Genomic DNA, 20,330 nt, shown 5'->3' with positions numbered 1-20,330 from the left:
AATCTAAAATTGTTATGTCAGGATTTTAGATTTTAGATGGCAGCCCTAGTTCTAAATCCAAAATCCCAAATTTGTTAACTACATATTGCGTGACGACTGCCCGCTGAAAACCCGTTCCAACTGTTTGTTTTCCAAGACCCTACCGGTTCCCAAAACTACGCAGCACAGAGGATCTGCTGCCACGTGAGTGACAATTCCTGTTTCGTGACTGATCAGAGTATCTAAACCTTTCATCAGCGCCCCACCACCGGCCAGCATAATTCCTCTGTCAATAATATCTGCTGCTAATTCCGGGGGAGTGCGTTCCAAAGTACGCTTGACGGCTTCCACGATTACTGAAAGAGGTTCCGACATACTTTCGCGAATTTCTGGGCCTTTGATCGTAACAGTTCGTGGCAAACCGGAGAGCAAGTGCAACCCACGCACTTCCATCATCACGTCGTCATCCTGTGGAGTTGGATATGCTGAACCAACCTGAATTTTAATTTCTTCAGCAGTACGTTCGCCGATCACCAAATTGTGAACTTTTTTCATGTATTGGACGATCGCCTCATTGAGTTCATCGCCCGCCACCCGGACTGACTCACTGATCACCGTACCTTGCAAACTCAAAACCGCAACTTCCGTCGTACCCCCACCGATATCTATAATCATATTGCCAGTCGCCTCAGCCACAGGCAGTCCAGCCCCGATCGCCGCAGCGATAGGTTCATCAATTAACCGTACTTCTCTAGCACCAGCTTGAGTAGCCGCCTCAATGACAGCCCGCCTCTCGACTCCAGTGACACCGCTGGGGATGCCAATAATGATCCGCGGCGAAACTAAGCTTTTGCCTTCGTGAACCCTGCGGATAAAAGTCTTGAGCATGAGTTCGGCAGTATCGAAGTCGGCGATTACCCCGTCACGCAGCGGGCGCAGTGCTATGACGTTCCCAGGCGTGCGCCCGAGCATTTTTTTAGCATCTTCTCCAACCGCCAGCGGTATTTTTAAGTCTTGATCGATCGCCACTACGGACGGTTCTTGCAGAACAATACCTTTGCCGGATACATAAACGAGCGTGTTAGCAGTACCGAGGTCGATACCCATATCTCTAGATAAGGAAAATCGATTGAGAAGACCCACTGATTTGTACCCCCCCAAAACTAAAATACTAATGTGTGCAATAATGTTGTTACAAAAGTGTAACCGAGGTGGATTCTATTACGTTTTTCATCCTGAGTCTAGTCAGAAATGTACATTGTCGAGCATATGTTGAATTCAGGCTCGCCAATCATCCACAATAAATATGTTCTGGTAAGTGGGTGTAAAATCAGGATGAAGCCCTGATTCGCGCTGTTCCAAGTTAATTTTGGAGGATCTCGCCGTTCAGGGAGATTTTAACTACATCACCAATCGAGCACATTCCCGAAAAAATTTATGAGTCTTAATGTTGTGACTTTGGTCGGCCGCGTCGGTGGCGACCCGGACGTGAAGTATTTTGAGTCTGGTACAGTTAAGTGCAAGTTGACGCTAGCAGTGAGGAGGCGATCGACCAAGACCGACGAACCAGACTGGTTTACCCTCGAAATCTGGGGAAAAACAGCCCAAATTGCTGCTGACTACGTTCGCAAAGGTGCTCAAATAGGGGTAACAGGCTCTTTGAAGTTCGATCGCTGGCAAGATCGGAGCACCGGAGCAAATCGATCGATGCCTGTCATCAGAGTAGACCAGTTAGACTTACTGGGTTCCAAGCGTGACAACGAGTCCGGTATGTCGTCAAACAACAGCGAATTCTAGGGTTTGGGGAATTTGGTAAAATAATATTTGTCAATTGGGTGGGCGCTGGTGACTTCAGAAAAGTTAGAAATAGTTGAAACTGAGTACCAAGCTGGTCGAGTAGCTTTTGAGAGCGGCCGCTACGGTCAAGCTATCCAAAGTTTAGAAACAGCGACAGGTTTGGTCGATCGCACTTCCCGACTAGGTGGCGAGGTGCAGATGTGGCTGGTGACAGCCTACGAAGCCTCTGGCGACACAGAAAGGGCGATCGAGCTTTGCCGCAAACTCACCCGCCATCCCCGCCAAGAAACCCGCCAACAAGCAAAGCGCCTGCTATTCATTCTCGAAGCCCCCAAACTCAGTATCCCTGACGAATGGACAGTAAAAATTCCCGATTTAGCAGCTTTGGATGAAAATAAATCAATCAATTTTCAAGCCAATCCGAACGCTGATATCAAGTACGCCAAACCCAAGCCAGTTGTAGCCGAACCTGTAGATTTGAGCCAAGTTAATACGAAAGATAACAGGTTTATCTGGGTGGCGTTAATTGCGATAGTTTTGATTTTAGGTGGCTTATTTATCAATTATTAATCATTTGATTTGTGAAGGCGAGCTGCGCGACTTCTTTAAGAGGTTGGGGAGCTAACACAAGAACGTTTTACGTTATTCAGATAAGTTAAGCAATGCCTTTTAGCAGTTATAAAAGCATCAGCGCCGTCGCCAAGGAATTCCAGATTAATTACCTGCGGGATAACTTCATTGTCGAAACAGAATTTGCAGTCAGCGACATTTTTCGGAATGAATTAGAACTGATTTTCAATGAGGGAGTATTTGACAACTCGGAAATCGCCATTTGTGAAAATATCATTTATCCTGTTTTGAAAGAAGTTTGGAAAATTTATCGCAGTAATTTCCTCCTCTGGAGTCACCAAACCTTAGTCTACAATGAAAATTTGTCAGGGATTCCAGATTATATATTGGCAAAGCGCTCCAGCCTTGGGACAGTAGTTTTTGATAAGCCCTATTTCATCTTAGTTGAAGCCAAGAAAGAGAGCGCCTTTGATGAAGGATGGGGGCAGTGTTTAGCAGCAACGATCGCTGTGCAGCGACTGAACAATGAACCAGAACAAACTATCTTTGGGATTGTTTCTAATGGGGCAATGTGGCAATTTGGCAAGCTCAAATTAGAAATGTTTACTCAAAATAAAGTTTTCTATACAATTCAGGACTTAGAGCGACTGTTTGCAGCGGTTAACTATGTTTTTCAACAGTGCGAATTACAATTATAGAGGAATGAACTTCGGCTTGACGCGCGGGTATCGAGAAACCTGGTTTTTATCTAATACTTCGCTGTAGCCGACAGATTCGCGAAAAACCCAATTTCTAAGTTTTGACGCGTGGATGTCCAGAAACCAGAATTTTCTGACAATACTTCGCTGTAGCCGGTAGATTCGCGAAAAACCCGGTTTCTAAGTTTTTGCAAGGAACAACTGCTACTTTCGCAATGCTTGGACAGTTGTTAGCAAAGCAGGGATATTTTGACCAAGCTTTCAATTATTTACAGCAATCTTTGGAGATTTTACAGCATTTGCGATCGCCCGACGTGGAGACAGTGAACGAAATTATTGCTAGAGTTCAGCAGATGGCTGGAGATCGATCGTAAGTTTGCGCGCGCGATTTAGAAACCCGGTTTCTCGCGAATATCTCGTGAGGATGCGTAAAATCTCGTAGAAACCCGGTTTCTTCGACTAGGCGTGCGGGATTTAGAAACCCGGTTTCTGGCCACACCCAAAATCGCTAAAATAAAATAAAGACCAAACCAGAAAGGCGATTATTGTGAGCGATTCAACCATAGAGCAGATTTTGAAATTGGCAAGTCAGCGAGCGGATGCCGCTGAAGTATACTATCTGTCCAGTCAAGACACGCCGATCGAATTTGAGAACAATCGCCTCAAATCCCTCCAAACCAAAGCCCTCCGAGGCGTAGCACTCCGGCTGATTTACAATGGCAAAATCGGCTTTGCTAGTTCCACCGATTTAACCCGGATAGACGATTTAGTCGATGCAGCCATTCAAACCGCCGAAATCGGCGACCCCGCAGAATTTGAACTGGCTTCCGACTTCCACCTAAAAGGCCCGGAAACCACCTATACTCCGCCCACAACAGCCGAATTAGTCGAAAATGGCAAAAACCTCATCGAGCAAGTCCACGCCTACAATCCCGATATTATGGTAGATGTCGGCTTTCACGTCCGCCACGGCCGCGTGAAAATTGCCACGACGCGAGACGTGTATGCCGAAAGAAGCAGCCAAATAGTCAGCGGGACGATCGCAGGCAATTTGGTAGTAGGAGAAGACTTTATGCAAGCATACAGTTACGACGTAGCGCGCGATCGACCCCTCGACACCAACAGCATCCTGCAATCACTCCTCGAAAAATACCGCCTCGCCGAACATTCAGCCACCATCGCCAGCGGTTCCTACCCAGTATTATTTACCCCCAGAGCCGCCGCCAGCACCCTCGGAGGCCTCTTTGATACCATCCTTTCAGGTCAAGCAGTAGTTCAAAAAGCCTCTCCCCTAGCCGACAAAATCGGCGAAACCTTATTTGACGAACGCTTCACCTTTTTTGAAGACCCCACTTTGGGCCCATCTGCTTGTCCCTTTGACGACGAAGGAACCCCCACCACCCGCAAAGTCTTAATTGACAAAGGAACTGTCACCGGATTTTATTGGGATCGCAGGTGGGCTGCTCGCGCCGGTGTACGATCAACCGGCAACGGTTTTCGTGGCGGATTGTCTCGCCCGGGCCCAAACTTGACCAACTTCTGCATTTCCCCAGGAAACACCAGCACCCAAGACTTGATTGCTAGCATGGATGAAGGTCTCATAGTAGAACAAGTTTTAGGTGCCGGTCAGTCCAATCAGTTAGCTGGCGAATTTTCTGTCAACTTGGACTTAGGCTATAAAGTAGAAAAAGGCAAAATTGTCGGTCGCGTCAAGAATACAATGGTGGCAGGCAGTATTTTTGAAGCCTTTAAAAATTTGGCAGATTTAAGCAGCGAAGCCGAATGGGTAGGCGGTGGAGCATATTTACCGAGTATGCTATTTCAACAGTTGGGTGTAGCTTCGAGGCAATAAGTTCAGTGCGGTTAATTTCAGGTGACTCCGACACAGCCACAAAAAAAACTGTTTCTGTCACCAATCGACTGCTATAAAATAGGTTTGTAGTGAGGACTTTAGTCCTCTTATCCTAGTTGAGTCAAGAAGGACTGAAGTCCTCACTACAAACCTGGCTTTGCAAAAAAACTGTTTCTGTCACCAATCGACTGCTATAAAATAGGTTTGTAGTGAGGACTTTAGTCCTCTTATCTTAGTTGAGTCAAGAAGGACTGAAGTCCTCACTACAAACCTGGCTTTGCTAATTCATGCAAATAGGAAAAAATAGGGAAAAAGGTACCATGAAAGAGCAAAATGTCAAGGATGGAACTGGGAAGAAGAAAAAGCACTTTTTCTTTCTTTTACCTTTGGTTTTTTGCATTTTAAATTTAGTGACTGGATGCGTTCAGTACGATGTCGGAGTCAACTTTGACAGTCAAACTCACGGCGCAATGGTGCAGCACATTAAACTGGGGGAAAGGTTGACAAGCTTCAGCAGCGAAACAGTTGGAGATTGGTTGAAAAGTGTAGAAAAGCGGGCGAGATTGCTCGACGGAAAAACTAAACGGCTTTCTGAGAGAGAAGTTATAGTGACGATTCCATTCAATAATGGAGCGGAATTAGAAGACAAGTTCAACCAATTTTACAATCCGATCGCACAAACTGCCAAATCTCGCGTCGCAAGTCCCCTAGAAACCGATTTGCCCAAGTTTGAATCTCACCTGAGTGTCAAGCAGAATAATTTGTTATTGGTGCTGCGAAATCGGTTAAGTTTGGAATTGGATTTGCGCTCTCTGGCTCTGGTTTCCTCAAACGGCAGTCCTCTGCTGAATCCGGGGGGACTTTTGGAGCTAGACTTTAGCTTGAACACGCCTTGGGGTGCCGAAAATATTGAAACGAATGTCGCCGGTGCGCTGGTTCCCCAAAGCTATCAGCAGGGAAAGCAGTTAGTGTGGAAGCTGAAACCTGGAGAAGTTAACTATTTGGAGGCGACATTCTGGATTCCAAGTCCCGTAGGAATTGGGGCGCTGATTATTGCCTTATTTGTGGCGGCGGGCATTGCTGTAAAATATCAAATATTGCCAGCCCTCTTAATCGGTAAAAAACAGCAAAACATCGGTCAAGCCTAAATATGTTTCTCAGTTGGAGGTCGCAGTTGGATGACTGAACTTTTGGTCATCCAAGGGAGAATCATCAAGATGCGATCGGATTTTTTATCAATTGAGTCGCCGGATACAATGATTAATTGACCAGACTTGATATTATTAAACAAACAGCCAGCATCTACTAAAAAATAGTTAGTTGACAAATAGCAAAGAATTTGCTTGACCCAAATTGAGAATTAGGAACAGAGAAAATGCGATCGCTAAATTTCTTCTTCATCTTTCTGATTTGCTTGGCTCTAGTATTGTTCAGCATCGAAAATACAGAGCCGACCACCGTTCAAATTATTAAAGGCGTCCAAGTTAAAGCCCCGCTGTGCGTAGAACTAATTGTAGCGACAGGATTGGGAGCTGTTTTAGCGTGGCTGTTCAGTTTGTGGTCGAGAATGCAGCGAACCCTCGCCTCTCGCCAAGAAATCCGCCAAGTTCGCGAAAAAGAGCAGCAAATTCAGGAGTTACAACAAGATATCGAACGCTATAAAGCAGAAGTAGAAGCAAAACAACCTTTGTTAGAAAGTGCAGAACTGACAAGTTTAGGAACAGCAGCAGCCGAGGTCAAAGCTGGTTAAATAATGTATCTGGCAATTAAATTGAGTTATTCGGGTGCATCTCACTTTAGAAGAGGGCGAAGCATGACCGCATATAAGTTATTAGTTATAATCTCATATTCACGGAGGTCATGCTTCGCCCCTACAAACATATTTTCAAAACTCAGATGCACCCAGTTTCTATCTGGTTTGTGGCGATGGAAAATCTCAAATCTCATTTCTGTACCCACGGTTGGCTAGAAACTAATACGGTTTGTCTGAGAACAACCCAAGCCTATTGGATTGATTAAAACCCTCAATTTCGGTTGAAAAACCCGATTTATTGGCGGGTGAGTGTATCAGCCCTAAATCTAAAATCTAAAACCTAAAATCTAAAATCGAATGGTTGTTTCCAGAGACCAAGATGGTTTAGAAACGATTTCTGAGGGGATCGCAATTTTAATTGATTTAGCAGAACGGGGAGAAATCGATCCTTGGGACGTTAAGGTAATTGAAGTGTTCGATCGATGTTTGAGCAAGCTGACCAACGCCTCTGATGCCGATCAGAGTTCGGATTTCTCCGATTTGTCCCACTCCGGCCAAGCGTTTTTGTACGCTTCAATGCTGGTTTTGCTCAAAGCAGAAAGTATTGTCCTCTGTGAACCCCCGCCGAATCCCGAATTGGACGAAGCAGCCCTCGAAGACACAGAGCACTCAGGAGGGCGACATTTGCCGCAGCATCTGGAGCGACAACTGCGCCGTCGCGGTGTAGCTCAACTCCCACAAAAACGCCCGGTAACTCTCCCAGAACTAATCGAGCAATTGCAGCTCATGAAAGCAGCAATGGAGCAGACAGTTGCTCCTCGGCGCCGCCCGACTTCAAAAATGCGATCGCAAGCTGCCCAAGCTATCTTTGAGCTAGCTCACCAAGAAAATCTCGTGGAAACTGCTAGCGAGCTCGATCGATTTCTGGCAGAACGGGGCCAGGAAATTGATGAGGGTTGGCTCGACTTGGACAAATTGCTGGAACTCTGGCACCATCACGGTTTTAACTCATCTGTCCACCCCGACCCCCCGCTATCGACTGAGGAAGTTCATTTACCAAATTATGACCGCGTGGGTGTTTTTTGGGCGTTGTTGCTGCTCTCGGCTCAGTCTAAAGTAGAGTTGCTTCAAGAGGAGTTTTACCAAGACCTCAAAATCCGGGCGCTTTGAGCTTGGATCTGCATCAGATAGGCTTATGGGGCCGGTTTACCAGTCCTTGGAACTCTTGACTTCCGGACGAACCTGCCTGTAGAGGACTTTTAGGTACATTCAACCGGACTTGAGATTATTTCTGATTTCTGATTCCTGGTTGGTTAAATCCAGGCAAATTCCGGATAAATGATTGATAGCCTGGTAGGATATCGCCTATAAACAGGTCAGTCGATTTTAGATTTTAGATTTTAGATTTTAGATTTTAGATTTACTCGCAGCGCAGTAAATCTGAGAGCTTGAACTAGCGTCTAAAATTTTGAAATCGATCCGAACGCTCGCGTCGGAAAATTATACCCGTTTTTGGGCGGGGTTATGATGGTGCTGCGATCGATAAAGGTCGCAACCGCTAGCATCTAATTGTTGAGTTGATATCAATTAACAGAGGGTTGAGGAAGTTAATCATGAAAGCGATGATTCTGGCGGCCGGTAAAGGCACTCGCGTCCGTCCCATTACTCACACGACACCAAAACCGATGATTCCCATCCTGCAAAAGCCTGTGATGGAGTTTTTGGTTGAATTGCTCCGCCAGCACGGATTTGACCAGATTATGGTCAATGTTTCCCACTTGGCCGACGTAATTGAAAACTACTTCCGCGACGGTCAAAAGTTTGGGGTACAAATTGGCTATTCTTTTGAAGGGCGAATTGAAGACGGACAAATGATTGGAGAAGCCGTCGGTTCGGCTGGCGGTATGAGGCGAATTCAGGACTTCTCACCGTTTTTTGACGATACTTTTGTGGTGCTGTGCGGCGACGCTTTGATTGACTTGGACTTGACTGCTGCTGTGAAGTGGCACCGAGAAAAAGGGGCGATCGCTACTATTGTAATGAAATCTGTTCCCCGCGATGAGGTTCCCAGTTACGGAGTAGTGGTAACAGACGATTCTGGCAGAATTAAAGATTTCCAAGAAAAACCTTCTGTAGAGGAAGCTCTGAGTACCGACATCAACACTGGTATTTATATTTTTGAACCGGAAATATTCAATTATATTCCCCATGATATGGAATATGATATCGGTTCGCAGTTATTTCCCGCCCTAGTAGCAGCAGGTGCGCCTTTTTACGGAATTAGCATGGACTTTGAGTGGGTGGATATCGGGAAAGTTCCTGATTATTGGCGAGCAATTCAGAGCGTGCTGTTGGGAGAAATTAAAAATGTTTCGATTCCAGGAATTGAAGTGCGCCCCGGCGTTTACGCTGGTTTGAATGTAGCTGTCAACTGGGACAAGGTTGATATTACCGGGCCTGTTTACATTGGTGCGATGACGAAAATTGAAGACGGAGCCAAAATTGTCGGCCCGACAATGATCGGCCCGAATTGTTGGCTTTGCAGCGGGGCGACTGTAGAAAACAGCGTGATCTTTGAGTATTCCCGTTTGGGGCCAGAGGTGCGGTTGGTTGACAAACTGGTGTTCGGGCGCTACTGCGTTGACAAAACCGGGGCGGCGATCGATTTGCAAGCGGCGGCTCTCGATTGGCTGATTACTGATGCCCGTCAAGTGTTACCAAATATACTAGGAGAAGAGCGACGGGCGATCGCAGATATTCTCAGCACTGCTGACTAATTGGTAATTGGGAATTGGGAATTGGTAATTGGTAATTGGTAATTGGTAATTGCTAATTGGTAATTGCTAATTGGTAATTGCTAATTGGTAATTGCTAATTGGTAATTGCTAATTGCTAATTGCTAATTGCTAATTGCTAAAGTTCTTCGTTTGCACTCTACCTAATAAGTCATTAGTCATCAGTTATCAACTAATGACTAATGACCTTGGATGAGGTTCGCGAGCGGAGACAGCACTCCTAATGACTAATGACTAATGCCAACTGCCAACTGCCAACTGCCAACTGCCAACTGCCAACTGATTAGGACTGCAAATAAGTATATTGGGTGAGACTCCGCTCATAATTTTGCAGTAAAAGTTGAGCCTCCGAAAGAGTAATTTTATTTTGCTGCAAAGCTGATTCTGTCTGACGGCGGATGCTTTCAACCAAACTTTCTGCATCGTACTGTACGTAGCTGAGAACTTCTTTCATCGTGTCTCCCTTCACAACGTGTTCAATATGATATCCCGAAGGAGTTAGCTGAATGTGAACCGTATTTGCATCGCCGAATAAGTTGTGAAGGTTGCCCATAATTTCTTGATAAGCACCTCCCAAAAACAGCGCTAAATAGTAAGGTTCTCCAGGTTTGATTGTATGCAGTTCCAGAACTGACTTGACATCTCGCAAATCAATAAATTGGTCGATTTTGCCGTCGCTGTCGCAGGTGAGATCTGCTAAAATACCGCGCTGAGTCGGTTCTTCATCGAGCCGGTTAATTGGCATAATAGGAAACAATTGGTTAATAGCCCAACTGTCTGGCACTGACTGGAAAACAGATAAGTTGATGTAATAAATGGACGCCATCACCTTTTCTAAGTCTTCCAAATCTTCCGATACATAGTCTTTTTGCCGCGCGATTGTCTGTATTTTATCGCAGCAAGCCCAGTACAACTGTTCGGTTTTCGCCCGTTCCGCAATTCCCAAATAGCCTAAGTTAAATAAACTGACTGCTTCTTCCTTGAATTGGATAGCATCGTGATAGACTTCTTGGTAATTTTCGGGAGTGATAGATTGGTAAATTTCGTAGAGATTGCGCGGAATTTGGTGGGCGTTTTCGTCTACTGGTTCTGGTACTTCTCTGGGGACATCGCTAGTTCCGAGTACGTCAAAAACTAGGACTGATTGGTGAGATGCGATCGCCCGCCCGCTTTCGCTAATGATAATTGGCACAGGAATTTTCCGCTCGTCACAGGCATCTTTGACTCCCGCTACTACGTCGTTGGCGTAGTTTTGCATATTGTAGTTTTTGGAAGCGTGGAAGTTGGTTTTAGAGCCGTCGTAGTCAACGCCGAGCCCGCCCCCTACGTCCAAATATTTCATGTTAGCTCCCAATTTAGCCAATTCTACATAGATGTGGCTGGCTTCTCGAATGGCATCTTTGATGACGCTAATTGAGGAAATTTGAGAGCCGATGTGGAAGTGCAGTAACTGCAAACAGTCGAGCATTCCAGCTTTTTCTAGTTCGTTGACTGCGCGGATAATTTCAGGAATTGTCAAGCCAAATTTTGCCCGATCGCCCGTGGAACCTCCCCAGCGGCCAACGCCTTTGGTAGTTAGTTTGGCTCGCACTCCCAAAATCGGTTTAATTCCTAATGCTTTGCTCGCTGTGATTGCGAGTTCTACTTCCTCAATTTGCTCCAGTACAATTACCGAAGTTTGACCGAGCCGCTGCGCTAAAATCGCGGTTTCTATGTATTCGCGGTCTTTATAACCATTACAAATTAACAAAGCCCCTGGAGTTTTTAAGGTCGCCAAAGCAATCATTAATTCTGGTTTCGATCCGGCTTCCAGTCCGAAGTGATGGGGTTGACCGAAACGCACCAAATCTTGAATTAATTGTCGGTGCTGGTTGCATTTGACTGGAAAAACACCGCGATAGACATTTTTGTAATTGTAGCGGGCGATTGCTCTGGCAAAACAGGAATTTAGGCGATCGATCCGGTCTTCCAAAATATCAGAAAATCGAATTAGCAGCGGCAAAGCCAAATTTCGCTGCTTGAGCGATTCTACCAGTTCGCACAAGTCGAGGGAACCGCCGCGATCGCCCTTGGGAGAGACTGTAACGTGACCGGCGGCATTAATCGAAAAATAGGGTTCGCCCCAACCTTGAATTCGGTACAGTTTCTCGCTATCTTCTATTGTCCAAGATTTTTGTGGCACTTGAGCAGCAGCTACCAAAGCACTGTGCGATACAGTCAAACTCGTGACTGTTTGTGCCTGAGTCGATAGCGGCTCGATATCGGAGGAAGCAGCGGTGGCTGGTGAACTCATCTTATCGGAAACCTCTTTTAGGACTGGTCAAATAGATAGTTTATCGCACATATTGGGTTTCCTGATGTACTTGAAAATTCACTTTGGGTGCAAGGCTGAGCGATTTGAGATTTGAGTTTTGAGTTTTGACTCCACAGATAGTTCAAGGTGAGGGATTGAACTTAAAATCTCAACCGCGATTGTTCTCCACAACTCATGTCTTCAAGCTGTGTATCCCATGTGGGTGAACTCCGAAACTCTGTTTGGGAGTTCAACTGCGCTAAGAGTCTTGTCGGACGATCGATCGCCCGACACACTCTCACCCAGTCCAATTTAGACAAGAAAGTTCGATCGGCAAAACCCTGCCAACAAAAGATACTGCGATTGCTTCGCTCCTGCCAATGACAACCGATCGCAATCGCGTGTAGCACTCTAACCAAAAATCACCTCCGGCGGTGCCATGTCAGCCCCCATAATCATGCCCCCGTGACTCTTAGACTTCTTCAAGCCCGGTTGAGGCGCTTTTTCTTGGCTTTTTGGAGACGGTGCAACAGAAGCGGGCGGTGTCACCTGTGGCTCCACTGCATTGGCCCCAGGTACAACGGGTTGCTGCGACAACCAACCCACACCCCCTATCGCCCCAGCCATCAAAGCAGTGTAGCCGATGTACAAATGCACCGGACTCATTTGAAAGCCTTCGCCGGAGTCGGAGTTGGAAGCAGACAAATAGGTACTGGGAATTATTGGACTCGGAGCGGGTTTTGGCAAAGCATTCGCCATCGCGGTGCCGTCTAGCCCTAAGGCGTCGCCCAATCTGCGGATAAAACCTCTAACGTAAATATCTTGGGGCAGTTTGTCGATTTCCCCATTTTCGATCGCTTCGATGTGGTGCAGCGGCACGAGAGTTTGACTGTGGAGTTGCTGGAGGGATAGCGATCGAATTTGCCGTCCCTTACGCAACTCTCTACCCAACTCCCGCAGGCACTCTTCTCGCTCTTGAACTGCTAAAGCTGCTTCCTCTTCCTTGGTAAGTTTTTTCTCCTTCTTGGGAAAACCAAACCCTGGGAAGGATTTAGCGGGGGCGATGACAGTTGCAGGTGCAGCCGAATCGACTTTAATTTCGTCTTTGAGCGCTTCTTTGTTTTCTTCTAAAGTGTTAGAATCTCGATCGCAATTTTCAGTCTCGGACTCTGTTGTAACAGGAGCTTCCACAGCAGCACTGCGCCAATAGAAAACAGGAGCAGGTACTGGTGGCTCTTCTTCTCTAACATAGGATGCGGTGTCACTTGGAGCCGCGACACTCTCTTGGACGACTTGCATTTCCGTTTTGTTTGGTTTGCCAAATCGATCGAATGCGAGCTTGACTGCTTCTCTGCTAACTGCTCTAATTAAAATTTCGGCAGCAGATGCTGCTTCGCCCAACATGGTTTGCAAGCTAGCTAGAGCTTGGCTGTAGGTGTCGCTACAGAGGAGTTCAGCTTCTATTTGACCGAGAACAGAACGAAAACTTTCTTGAGAAATTTCAATAGTTGCGTGATCTGTCACCCCAAAATAAGCCTCGGGTTTCAGTGCCATGATGTTTGTGTTGTCTTGCTAGAAGGTATCTGAGTACGTTCTTCTAAAGCTTGGCAGTGATTCCGGATGCCACTTGGGGGATAGTGGGATAGTCCGGGAGGTGGGATAGTGGCAGAGGGGGAGAGGGGGAGACGGGGAGAGGGGGGAGAGGGGGAGAGAAGACCAATTCTCAATTACCAATTACCAATTACCAATTACCAATTACCAGAAAGAATTGGTTGAAAGCCCCAAGCCTTTGAGGAAGAAATTAAAATCAGACTATTCATTGCTCCAATCCTCGGACTTAAGGGTAGAGGTCACTCTCAAACTGTCAACTGTCAACTGTCAACTGTCAACTGTCAACTGTCAACTGTCAACTGTCAACTGTCAACTGTTGAACTATTGCTTGTGGATGCGATCGAGCAACCAAAGACTACCGATAATCCCGACAAAGTGGGCAACAGTCGCGTGAGTATTGGCTAGCACCACAAATATGTCTAAAGGCTGAATAAATCTGCTGAAATCTACTGCCGCACCGAACAAAGCTTGCGGCTGAGCTAAAGATTTGGCTAAAAGCGTGCCGCTGATAGCTTCTGCACCGATCAGCGTCAGCAGCATTCCTGATAAGTTGCTCATCAGTGTCAACTGCACTTGTTTGATGGTGTCTGCTTTTTTGGGGCGAACAGGGTTGGCGGGCGATCGCAATTCTCTCGACAAGCGGGTGAAACGGAAAGCGCGATACACGCTGTAACCGAGCACGGCCAGCCCGCAAAGAGCAAAAAAGACACCGCCGCCGGTGCCGGCACTGGTTGAACTCCCAGGCGCAGTGGCGCTCGGGATAGCAAAGGGGATGGCAAAGAGCAAAATAATCGTCGCTACCACCGCCAGCACTGACTGCACCCAGAAGCACACCCAGCCTGCTGTCCGAAGGGCAAAGGCAACTCGCTGTGCGGCTACCGGAAGCTTATCGTTATCTAACTGATTAGTCATATTTTGAACGGATATAATTGAGTGGCTTTAATTGGCAACAGTTTTTTTAGCGTGGACGGTTGATGGCGGTTAACCCTCCTTATAATGGAAGCAGAAATGTTTAAGATTTGTAACTAACATTCGATTTCACATTTGAATAGCGTCGATCGCAAGGTATCCAAAGCAATGACACAACTACAACCTACCGTCACTCCCAAACTGGAACAACCAAAGTTTGGCTTCAACAGCTACGCGGAACGCCTGAACGGTCGAGCCGCGATGATCGGTTTTTCCCTAACTTTAATTATCGAGTATGTCACAGGGCAGGGGTTGCTGGCCTGGTTAGGTCTCAACTAATTTTAGCAAGGGCGCGGTCAGTCGATTTTAGATTTTAGACTTCGGCTAGCGCGAGCGTCGAACGATTTTAGATTTGATGCCACAGATTCATCTGGGAAAACGAACAGGATTCTAAAATTGGGGGATTGACCCTAAGCGAGCGTTGAGGGCTTGTACCCGTTTTTAGGCGGGTGAACCTCACACTTTGTCTGGACTGTCACTCGCAAGGGTGTCACCCTGCTGACCGCGACCACTTCGCGAATTGATTAGAATATTAATTAGGAACAAGCCCAACGACTTGTCGATCGAGAAACATCGGTTTAGACAATGCAAGAGCTAGCTTTGGGTTTGTATGTCGGATGAAATTTTGATTGGGCAAGCTTGGCAATTTGGCCTCGCTCCCGTACAATTCGCGACAGGCGAGAAGATTAATTGAGGTGAAGCTAGTTTCAAAGCTAGAAATCCCGATCGCACCGCCAACTCTAAGTTTTAGAGATTTTAGATAAATATAGAACAGAGTAAAACCACATGAATGCTTCGTGGACGCGACTTTTGAAGTCAGCTTACCGTAGAGAGCCAATTACCAGCTTTGTTATAACAGTGGGCGTTGTCGATGCAGCCATCGGCAGCATTGGTGCGAGCGGCTCTTTATTGGCTTTTGGACTGGGTACTGCTGGGGTAGCGATGGGTCTCCGTTGGTGGCAAGTTTACCGCTCTGAAGCCGAACAACCCGCCCCTGCTGCCGAATACTATCTTCCTCCTCAGTCTTCTCGACCTCAGTTGCCCACGCTCAACAACGTGTCTAAGAAAAATCCTCCTTATTAAGATTAGCGCGCAACGGCGACGGGGGTGAGGTGGCGATCGCGCCACTCTGCATCTGAGGCATTACTAAACATAGGATCAAAAAAGTCTTTCGATCTTCGATCTTTGAGGCTTGCTGTATGAATATTACTGTTGCCGAGAAACTGTACAAAATTGGCTCTGTAGCGGGTTGTAGCGGTTTATCGGTGAAAACTGTTCGTTACTATGACGAAATGGGCCTGCTGTCTCCGGCGGTAGAGCGATCGCCGGCTGGTTATCGCTTGTTTGGGGAAGCGGTATTCAACAGGTTGGCGTTTATTAAACGATCTCAGGCTCTGGGTTTGAGCCTTCAGGAGATTAAGGATATTTTACAAGTTCGCGATCGGGGAGAGTTGCCTTGCTCTGAAGCGAAGCAGCATCTAACGGCCAAGGTTGAGGCAATTTCCGGGCAAATTGCAGCGTTAGAAACTTTGAAAGGAGAATTGCAAGGAATTCTCAACCGCTGGCAAGAGAAACCCTCGCCGGAGTGTATTACTCGCACCATTTGTCCGAACATTCAGCGGGATTGAGCAACGGCAGAAAGATACAAAAAAAGGGAAGGAATTATCGGTTTCCTTCCCTTTGTGGTTTGGTTTGTGGTTTGGTGGGCGATCGTTTGGGCGATCGTGCTGAGCTTTTAACTTTTTTCGGAGAGTTTGCTGTTGCTTTTTGAGCTGTCTAGCTCTGGCCGAGCCACCTTTGCCTTTAGAGTTTCTGCCCTCGTTGCGGGGAGACTCCCAACTTTTTAGTCTCATGTTTTTATTATATGTGTACTACTTACATAATACACTATTACCATTGCACTGTCAAGTAGTTGGTTTAATAGCTGGTAAAAGTATAGTCATTTATAGACATGGGAGGCTTCAAGTCCCTCCCCCTTCACTTTCACTTTAAGCGGATTGACCCGCCTCGGCTGAACTACGCAGCTCGCTATCCCATCGCCGAACGCATTTGGGATTGCTTTTCTGAGAATCCGTTTTCCGGTAAATACAGGTTCTGTTTTTGTTTTTCCGTAAACAGGAATTGGATCTAAGCCCAAGAAATTGGCTTTGGAGGTAAAAGATTCCTCCTGCACGATTACCTTGATTCCAACCAAAAAACCTTTGTATTCTAGCATCTCAATTAATCGAGCGTGAGGAATGCTGACAAAGTTTTGGTTGGTCTGTTTTCCGAGGTTGATATCGGTTTTCCACTGTGCGTTTTTGCCAATTACTAACGTTCCAATTCGTTGCGCGACCAAAATATCAACAATCCTGCGACTCGTATGATGCAAATAATTGTCTACTTTTTGATTGCGACAGCGAGTTAAGCGTTGAATCCGAGGTGAAGTTTTGCGCCTCCCTTTCAATTGGGATTGTAATCGCGATGAGCGCTTGTTATAGAACTGATTGATCGATTTCAATGTCCGCCCGTTAATCAACAGCGGGATAAATCCCGGTTGATTTGAAGTTAGCGCCACTAAATTATTCAGCCCCAAATCAACACCGGCTGCAAAGTCGTTATATGAGGCGGTGGACTCCGGTTCACTTCGACTATGCTCAGTACAAGCATCATAAATTACCTCAATTACATAAGAATCACATTTCGGAACCAACCTAACTTGACAAATTCGATCGGGATCGACTTTGGTTTTGATTAAAAGTTCAGTACCCGAAAGTTTAACGATTCCTTTCTTCAACTGTTTACTACTAATCGCTTGAATCGTGTAGACGAGAAGGTTTCGCCCTTTGGTCTTGTCTTTGTACTTTGGCAATTTCGGGCGACCCGTGAATTTTGAAGAATCGGCTTTATAACCTTTAACGGCTTCAAAAAACGATTTCCAATTCTGATCTAGAACCATCAAGATTTGCTGGCTTACTTTAGCAGGTAAAGCCTTGTAGGCTTGATGAGACTTCATCAATCGGTTCATCTCGTTGTAATTAACGTAGCCCCATCCATAGATAAAGTTATGACGAATGACGTAGTTAGCAGCATTGTACAGATTTTTGGATTTGAAAGCTAGTTCGTCAATTTCGGCGAAACGGTGTTCCGTTGATTTAATGATGTGCCTCTCTGTTAGTTGCATTTGAGACTTCCGTTTTTTGGGCTATGCGTATTCCTTGTTCAACATTCTCAACAATATAATACCATTATTGTTTATAATTGCTTATAAACTCAATGAAGTTTTACAATACCAATTTCAACAATCAATGCAACAGTATCTGTAGGGTGCGTCGCCACTGCTAATCCTCAAAAAAGAGAAAAAATCTCATCGCGACGCACAACCGAGAATCTTTGAGAACACAACCATCCATTTAACTCTACTTAAATTTGGTGTTGTAGCCAGAAATTTTCATGCTTAGTATAATATTGCGATCAGTCCAAATATTCCCTCGGCATTGCAGCATCTGTAAAAATTGGTAGCGTTTCCCAAATTTTCAGCCATTCCGGCAATTCCGCTAATGTTTTGAGCTGAAACGACATTTCTATTAAGGAAAATTCTAAATTGTGGAAATCTTGAATAAGTTCGGCTTTCAAGAAGATTTCATTTCTAGCTAAATCTGGAGCATTAGTCGCGAACGCTATACTGTTACCAGCATCTAAATTGCAGATATAAACTTGTGCGAACACACTTTGAATTGTTTTAACCGCCGCCGCATTAAACTCTTGTTTGTGGAATAGGTGGATAGCTACAACGCCCGTATTTGACAAGTGCGTTTTGCAGAGTTGGTAAAATTCTTGTGTGACCAATGGATAGGGCATATAGCCGCTGCCAAAACCAGCATCCACAATAATTATATCATTTTTTATGGTGGGATTTTGTTCGGCAAGATATTGACGACCATCTTGAATGGCTACTTTTAGTCTGTCATTAAATTGAATGCCAAAAAACTTTTGAGCAACTTCGACAACTGTTGCGTCTATGTCAGCAGATTCGACTATCGCGTTAGGGAAATAGTGATGCAAAATTCTGGGAAGAGTGCCACCCCCAAAACCGATTATATAGATATTTTTTGGTTGAGTTTTCCAGAGTAATGCTAACAGCATTGCTTGGGAATATGGAAATATTAATTTAAGTGGATTGTTGAGGTCGAGGATTGATTGAGCTACACTTGTACTCAAAGTTTCTCTGTCTACCAAAACCAGGAGTAAGCATGATTTATCTTTTTTGATTGCTACAATGCTGTCGCCGGAATCTTGCTGAAATATAATGCCATCTGGCTGTTTTTTAAGCCAGTCAATCTGTTGGTTGGCAATTGCTAAATAATACCAATTATCTAAAATTGTGCAACACTCTTCGACCCCCCCTAGCCCCCCCTTGCTAAGGGGGGGGACAAGAATACTGTTATTTCGTTGAAAATTGGTATAATTATTGTTTTGCTTGCCTGCATCATAATTCATAGTATTCTAAATTAGACGTTTGAGATTAAAAATTGATGACTAAAATCGTGGTTGGGATCTGACGTATAGTTTCATTATTGTTGAGAACTTATATCAAATCTAAAATCTAAAATCGAATCACCTCAATCCCAATAATAGCGCGATTCCGCCGATCGCACAAACCACACCCACAACAGCCCGGAGACTAACCTTTTCGCCCGCGAGTACGGCTAGAGGCAGTATAAACAGGGGACTTGTAGAACTAAGTGCTTGAGCGATGGCTGCGGGTGCATATTTCAAGGAAGTCTGTTGCAGGAAAATTCCGAGATAGGTTCCCAAAAAAGCTGCTAAAATTATTGCACCTAATATTTTTGGCGCTTTTAATTGTTGGAAAGTGCCAAGGTTTGTGGGGTTGAGAAAGCACAGCATGACTGCCATACCTCCGCTCAAACGTAAGGCCGCTGTCCACAAGGGATCGATATCTATTTGAGCGAAGGCGGCGCGGGATAAAACTGCTCCGGCTGCGTGGGCTGTTTGTCCTAATAAACTAATGCCTAATCCTTGCCAAAGATGTTTTGATGGTAAGGTGGTTTCGGCTGTTCGTTCGGCAATCACCCAAGCTACGCCGCAGATTGTTAAAAGAATGCCTGTACAAGCAATAGGCGATAGCTTTTCTTGCAAAAATATCAAGCCGAATAAAGCTGTCAAAGGGGGAGATAGGGTTTCTAAAAGCAGCGCTCGCCTCGCGCCTAAATATTTTAATACGATAAAGAAAGCGGTGTCTCCGATGCCAATTCCTAGGGCGCCGCTGATGAGCAGCATTGCTAAAATATTCGGGTTTACGGATGGTAAGGATTTGCCTAAGATTATTATCGTGGTAAGAAGCATGACCAGGGCGATCGCACCTTTGAGCAAGTTTAGTACAACTGCGGGGATTTGCTGTCCGACTCGCTGCCAGATTGTGGAAGATAGAGCCCAGACAAATGCAGCACCTAAAGCCGCGATTTCACCGATAAAATTCATGTGATTTTAGATTTTAGTTTTGACATACTCCCCGGCGTAAACGCGCTCATCGACTGATGCTACCTTTCATAGTCTTACTCTGTCTCCGCGTACATTTAAGGTCGTGCCGATGCCCCATGCCGACCATTTCTATATTCCTAGCAGCATTTTCATCTCTATCTTGCTCAACACCGCAACTGACGCAAAGCACGCGATCGAATAGATAAATCAATCTTGCCCAATTTGAATCCACAATCTGCACAGATTTGGCTAGTCGGTTCCCATCTACTAATTACCTTGAATTCCCTGCCAAATTTCTCAGACTTACCCTCACAAAGAGTCCTGAATTCTCTCCATCCTTGCAGACTAATTGCCCTGGCAAGTTTACGATTCTTGACCATCCCCGACACGTTCAAATCTTCCAAAATAATTACTTGGTTTTCGTTGACTATTGTGGTTGACAATTTGTGTAGGAAGTCTTGGCGGGTGTCGGCAATTCGATTGTGTAACTTGGCAATTTTAATGCGAGTTACATTCCTTCTTTTAGAATCTT

At 45.5% G+C, this 20,330-nt stretch carries 22 protein-coding genes and 1 pseudogene; 13 read left to right on the top strand and 10 right to left on the bottom strand.

Translation table 11 applies throughout. From position 1 onward, the window contains the following. Positions 1-78: 78 nt before the first annotated feature. The gene (locus JGK22_RS21940) at positions 79-1,086 is read right to left on the bottom strand and encodes a rod shape-determining protein (protein WP_293181959.1); all 1,008 of its coding nucleotides are present in this window, start codon (positions 1,084-1,086) and stop codon (positions 79-81) included. 330 nt (positions 1,087-1,416) lie between these two features. Between JGK22_RS21940 and JGK22_RS21935 the strand changes: the two genes are divergently transcribed. The 6 genes from JGK22_RS21935 to JGK22_RS21910 all read left to right on the top strand — a co-directional run bounded on the left by JGK22_RS21935 (position 1,417) and on the right by JGK22_RS21910 (position 6,044). Then, the gene (locus JGK22_RS21935) at positions 1,417-1,776 is read left to right on the top strand and encodes a single-stranded DNA-binding protein (RefSeq protein ID WP_293181834.1); all 360 of its coding nucleotides are present in this window, start codon (positions 1,417-1,419) and stop codon (positions 1,774-1,776) included. A 48-nt stretch (positions 1,777-1,824) separates the two neighbouring features. Continuing rightward, the gene (locus JGK22_RS21930; RefSeq protein WP_293181957.1) at positions 1,825-2,346 is read left to right on the top strand and encodes a tetratricopeptide repeat protein; all 522 of its coding nucleotides are present in this window, start codon (positions 1,825-1,827) and stop codon (positions 2,344-2,346) included. Positions 2,347-2,438: 92 nt separating this feature from the next. Continuing rightward, positions 2,439-3,044: a hypothetical protein gene (locus JGK22_RS21925; RefSeq protein ID WP_293181832.1), complete on the top strand. Its 606-nt coding sequence runs from the start codon at positions 2,439-2,441 to the stop codon at positions 3,042-3,044. Positions 3,045-3,259: 215 nt separating this feature from the next. Further along, positions 3,260-3,418: a hypothetical protein gene (locus tag JGK22_RS21920; protein WP_293181830.1), complete on the top strand. Its 159-nt coding sequence runs from the start codon at positions 3,260-3,262 to the stop codon at positions 3,416-3,418. Positions 3,419-3,591: 173 nt separating this feature from the next. Next, complete coding sequence (locus tag JGK22_RS21915) at positions 3,592-4,896, top strand: TldD/PmbA family protein (protein ID WP_293218500.1); 1,305 nt, start codon at positions 3,592-3,594, stop codon at positions 4,894-4,896. A 320-nt stretch (positions 4,897-5,216) separates the two neighbouring features. Continuing rightward, on the top strand, positions 5,217-6,044 hold the full coding sequence (locus tag JGK22_RS21910) for a DUF3153 domain-containing protein (RefSeq protein ID WP_293181826.1): 828 nt from the start codon (positions 5,217-5,219) through the stop codon (positions 6,042-6,044). Here the strand turns inward: JGK22_RS21910 and JGK22_RS21905 are convergent. Beyond that, positions 6,041-6,223 carry a hypothetical protein gene (locus JGK22_RS21905; protein ID WP_293181824.1) on the bottom strand — a complete coding sequence of 61 codons (183 nt, stop codon included), beginning with the start codon at positions 6,221-6,223 and terminating at the stop codon, positions 6,041-6,043. The genes JGK22_RS21910 and JGK22_RS21905 overlap by 4 nt on opposite strands. Positions 6,224-6,271: 48 nt before the next feature. On the opposite strand from JGK22_RS21905, the gene JGK22_RS21900 reads away from it, so the two are divergent. From JGK22_RS21900 to JGK22_RS21885, 4 genes are all read left to right on the top strand, one after another. Beyond that, the gene (locus JGK22_RS21900; RefSeq protein ID WP_293153976.1) at positions 6,272-6,646 is read left to right on the top strand and encodes a LapA family protein; all 375 of its coding nucleotides are present in this window, start codon (positions 6,272-6,274) and stop codon (positions 6,644-6,646) included. 110 nt (positions 6,647-6,756) lie between these two features. Then, on the top strand, positions 6,757-6,915 hold the full coding sequence (locus JGK22_RS21895) for a hypothetical protein (RefSeq protein WP_293181821.1): 159 nt from the start codon (positions 6,757-6,759) through the stop codon (positions 6,913-6,915). A 91-nt stretch (positions 6,916-7,006) separates the two neighbouring features. Then, the gene (locus tag JGK22_RS21890) at positions 7,007-7,819 is read left to right on the top strand and encodes a segregation/condensation protein A (protein ID WP_293191638.1); all 813 of its coding nucleotides are present in this window, start codon (positions 7,007-7,009) and stop codon (positions 7,817-7,819) included. 443 nt (positions 7,820-8,262) lie between these two features. Beyond that, complete coding sequence (locus JGK22_RS21885) at positions 8,263-9,426, top strand: NDP-sugar synthase (protein WP_293181817.1); 1,164 nt, start codon at positions 8,263-8,265, stop codon at positions 9,424-9,426. Positions 9,427-9,727: 301 nt separating this feature from the next. Here the strand turns inward: JGK22_RS21885 and speA are convergent, their stop codons facing one another. From speA to JGK22_RS21865, 4 genes are all read right to left on the bottom strand, one after another. Next, positions 9,728-11,737, bottom strand: a complete 2,010-nt coding sequence (speA, locus tag JGK22_RS21880; protein WP_293197431.1) for a biosynthetic arginine decarboxylase — start codon at positions 11,735-11,737, stop codon at positions 9,728-9,730. Between the two features lie 161 nt (positions 11,738-11,898). After that, entirely contained in the window at positions 11,899-12,147 is a 249-nt protein-coding gene (locus JGK22_RS21875) for a hypothetical protein (protein WP_293203312.1), read from the bottom strand. A gap of 1 nt (position 12,148) precedes the next feature. After that, a complete protein-coding gene (locus JGK22_RS21870) occupies positions 12,149-13,291 on the bottom strand; it encodes a helix-turn-helix domain-containing protein (protein WP_293181811.1) in 1,143 nt (380 codons plus the stop codon). Between the two features lie 378 nt (positions 13,292-13,669). Beyond that, positions 13,670-14,260 carry a DUF3611 family protein gene (locus JGK22_RS21865; protein ID WP_293313652.1) on the bottom strand — a complete coding sequence of 197 codons (591 nt, stop codon included), beginning with the start codon at positions 14,258-14,260 and terminating at the stop codon, positions 13,670-13,672. A gap of 165 nt (positions 14,261-14,425) precedes the next feature. Between JGK22_RS21865 and JGK22_RS21860 the strand changes: the two genes are divergently transcribed. The 3 genes from JGK22_RS21860 (at position 14,426) to JGK22_RS21850 (ending at position 15,945) form a co-directional block, all read left to right on the top strand. Next, a complete protein-coding gene (locus tag JGK22_RS21860) occupies positions 14,426-14,596 on the top strand; it encodes a hypothetical protein (protein WP_194065476.1) in 171 nt (56 codons plus the stop codon). Between the two features lie 507 nt (positions 14,597-15,103). Next, the gene (locus JGK22_RS21855; protein WP_293181807.1) at positions 15,104-15,400 is read left to right on the top strand and encodes a hypothetical protein; all 297 of its coding nucleotides are present in this window, start codon (positions 15,104-15,106) and stop codon (positions 15,398-15,400) included. Positions 15,401-15,516: 116 nt separating this feature from the next. Beyond that, positions 15,517-15,945, top strand: coding sequence for a heavy metal-responsive transcriptional regulator (locus tag JGK22_RS21850; protein WP_293181806.1), 429 nt, complete (start codon positions 15,517-15,519; stop codon positions 15,943-15,945). A gap of 311 nt (positions 15,946-16,256) precedes the next feature. Here the strand turns inward: JGK22_RS21850 and JGK22_RS21845 are convergent, their stop codons facing one another. From JGK22_RS21845 to JGK22_RS21830, 4 genes and pseudogenes are all read right to left on the bottom strand, one after another. Beyond that, positions 16,257-17,480: a transposase gene (locus JGK22_RS21845; RefSeq protein WP_293313649.1), complete on the bottom strand. Its 1,224-nt coding sequence runs from the start codon at positions 17,478-17,480 to the stop codon at positions 16,257-16,259. Positions 17,481-17,770: 290 nt separating this feature from the next. Continuing rightward, positions 17,771-18,796: a fused MFS/spermidine synthase gene (locus JGK22_RS21840; RefSeq protein WP_293199385.1), complete on the bottom strand. Its 1,026-nt coding sequence runs from the start codon at positions 18,794-18,796 to the stop codon at positions 17,771-17,773. 117 nt (positions 18,797-18,913) lie between these two features. After that, positions 18,914-19,798, bottom strand: a complete 885-nt coding sequence (locus JGK22_RS21835; protein ID WP_325315380.1) for a DMT family transporter — start codon at positions 19,796-19,798, stop codon at positions 18,914-18,916. A gap of 46 nt (positions 19,799-19,844) precedes the next feature. Continuing rightward, a pseudogene (locus JGK22_RS21830) lies at positions 19,845-20,330 on the bottom strand (transposase); the annotation flags it as partial.

Origin of the sequence: Microcoleus sp. PH2017_08_TRC_O_A, from assembly GCF_020738665.1 — a bacterium.
Classification (GTDB): Bacteria; Cyanobacteriota; Cyanobacteriia; order Cyanobacteriales; family Microcoleaceae; genus Microcoleus.
Note: the sequence above shows the minus strand (reverse complement) of the source record. Positions and strands in the feature narration are given on the sequence as shown.

Coding starts and splice junctions, on each gene's coding strand:
- JGK22_RS21900 (WP_293153976.1), top strand. CDS start 6,272: ATGCGATCGCTAAATTTCTTCTTCATCTTTCTGATTTGCTTGGCTCTA.
- JGK22_RS21845 (WP_293313649.1), bottom strand. CDS start 17,480: ATGCAACTAACAGAGAGGCACATCATTAAATCAACGGAACACCGTTTC.
- JGK22_RS21835 (WP_325315380.1), bottom strand. CDS start 19,798: ATGAATTTTATCGGTGAAATCGCGGCTTTAGGTGCTGCATTTGTCTGG.
- JGK22_RS21910 (WP_293181826.1), top strand. CDS start 5,217: ATGAAAGAGCAAAATGTCAAGGATGGAACTGGGAAGAAGAAAAAGCAC.
- JGK22_RS21870 (WP_293181811.1), bottom strand. CDS start 13,291: ATGGCACTGAAACCCGAGGCTTATTTTGGGGTGACAGATCACGCAACT.
- JGK22_RS21840 (WP_293199385.1), bottom strand. CDS start 18,796: ATGAATTATGATGCAGGCAAGCAAAACAATAATTATACCAATTTTCAA.
- JGK22_RS21860 (WP_194065476.1), top strand. CDS start 14,426: ATGACACAACTACAACCTACCGTCACTCCCAAACTGGAACAACCAAAG.
- speA (WP_293197431.1), bottom strand. CDS start 11,737: ATGAGTTCACCAGCCACCGCTGCTTCCTCCGATATCGAGCCGCTATCG.
- JGK22_RS21920 (WP_293181830.1), top strand. CDS start 3,260: ATGCTTGGACAGTTGTTAGCAAAGCAGGGATATTTTGACCAAGCTTTC.
- JGK22_RS21890 (WP_293191638.1), top strand. CDS start 7,007: ATGGTTGTTTCCAGAGACCAAGATGGTTTAGAAACGATTTCTGAGGGG.
- JGK22_RS21925 (WP_293181832.1), top strand. CDS start 2,439: ATGCCTTTTAGCAGTTATAAAAGCATCAGCGCCGTCGCCAAGGAATTC.
- JGK22_RS21935 (WP_293181834.1), top strand. CDS start 1,417: ATGAGTCTTAATGTTGTGACTTTGGTCGGCCGCGTCGGTGGCGACCCG.
- JGK22_RS21885 (WP_293181817.1), top strand. CDS start 8,263: ATGAAAGCGATGATTCTGGCGGCCGGTAAAGGCACTCGCGTCCGTCCC.
- JGK22_RS21940 (WP_293181959.1), bottom strand. CDS start 1,086: ATGGGTATCGACCTCGGTACTGCTAACACGCTCGTTTATGTATCCGGC.
- JGK22_RS21850 (WP_293181806.1), top strand. CDS start 15,517: ATGAATATTACTGTTGCCGAGAAACTGTACAAAATTGGCTCTGTAGCG.
- JGK22_RS21895 (WP_293181821.1), top strand. CDS start 6,757: ATGCTTCGCCCCTACAAACATATTTTCAAAACTCAGATGCACCCAGTT.
- JGK22_RS21855 (WP_293181807.1), top strand. CDS start 15,104: ATGAATGCTTCGTGGACGCGACTTTTGAAGTCAGCTTACCGTAGAGAG.
- JGK22_RS21865 (WP_293313652.1), bottom strand. CDS start 14,260: ATGACTAATCAGTTAGATAACGATAAGCTTCCGGTAGCCGCACAGCGA.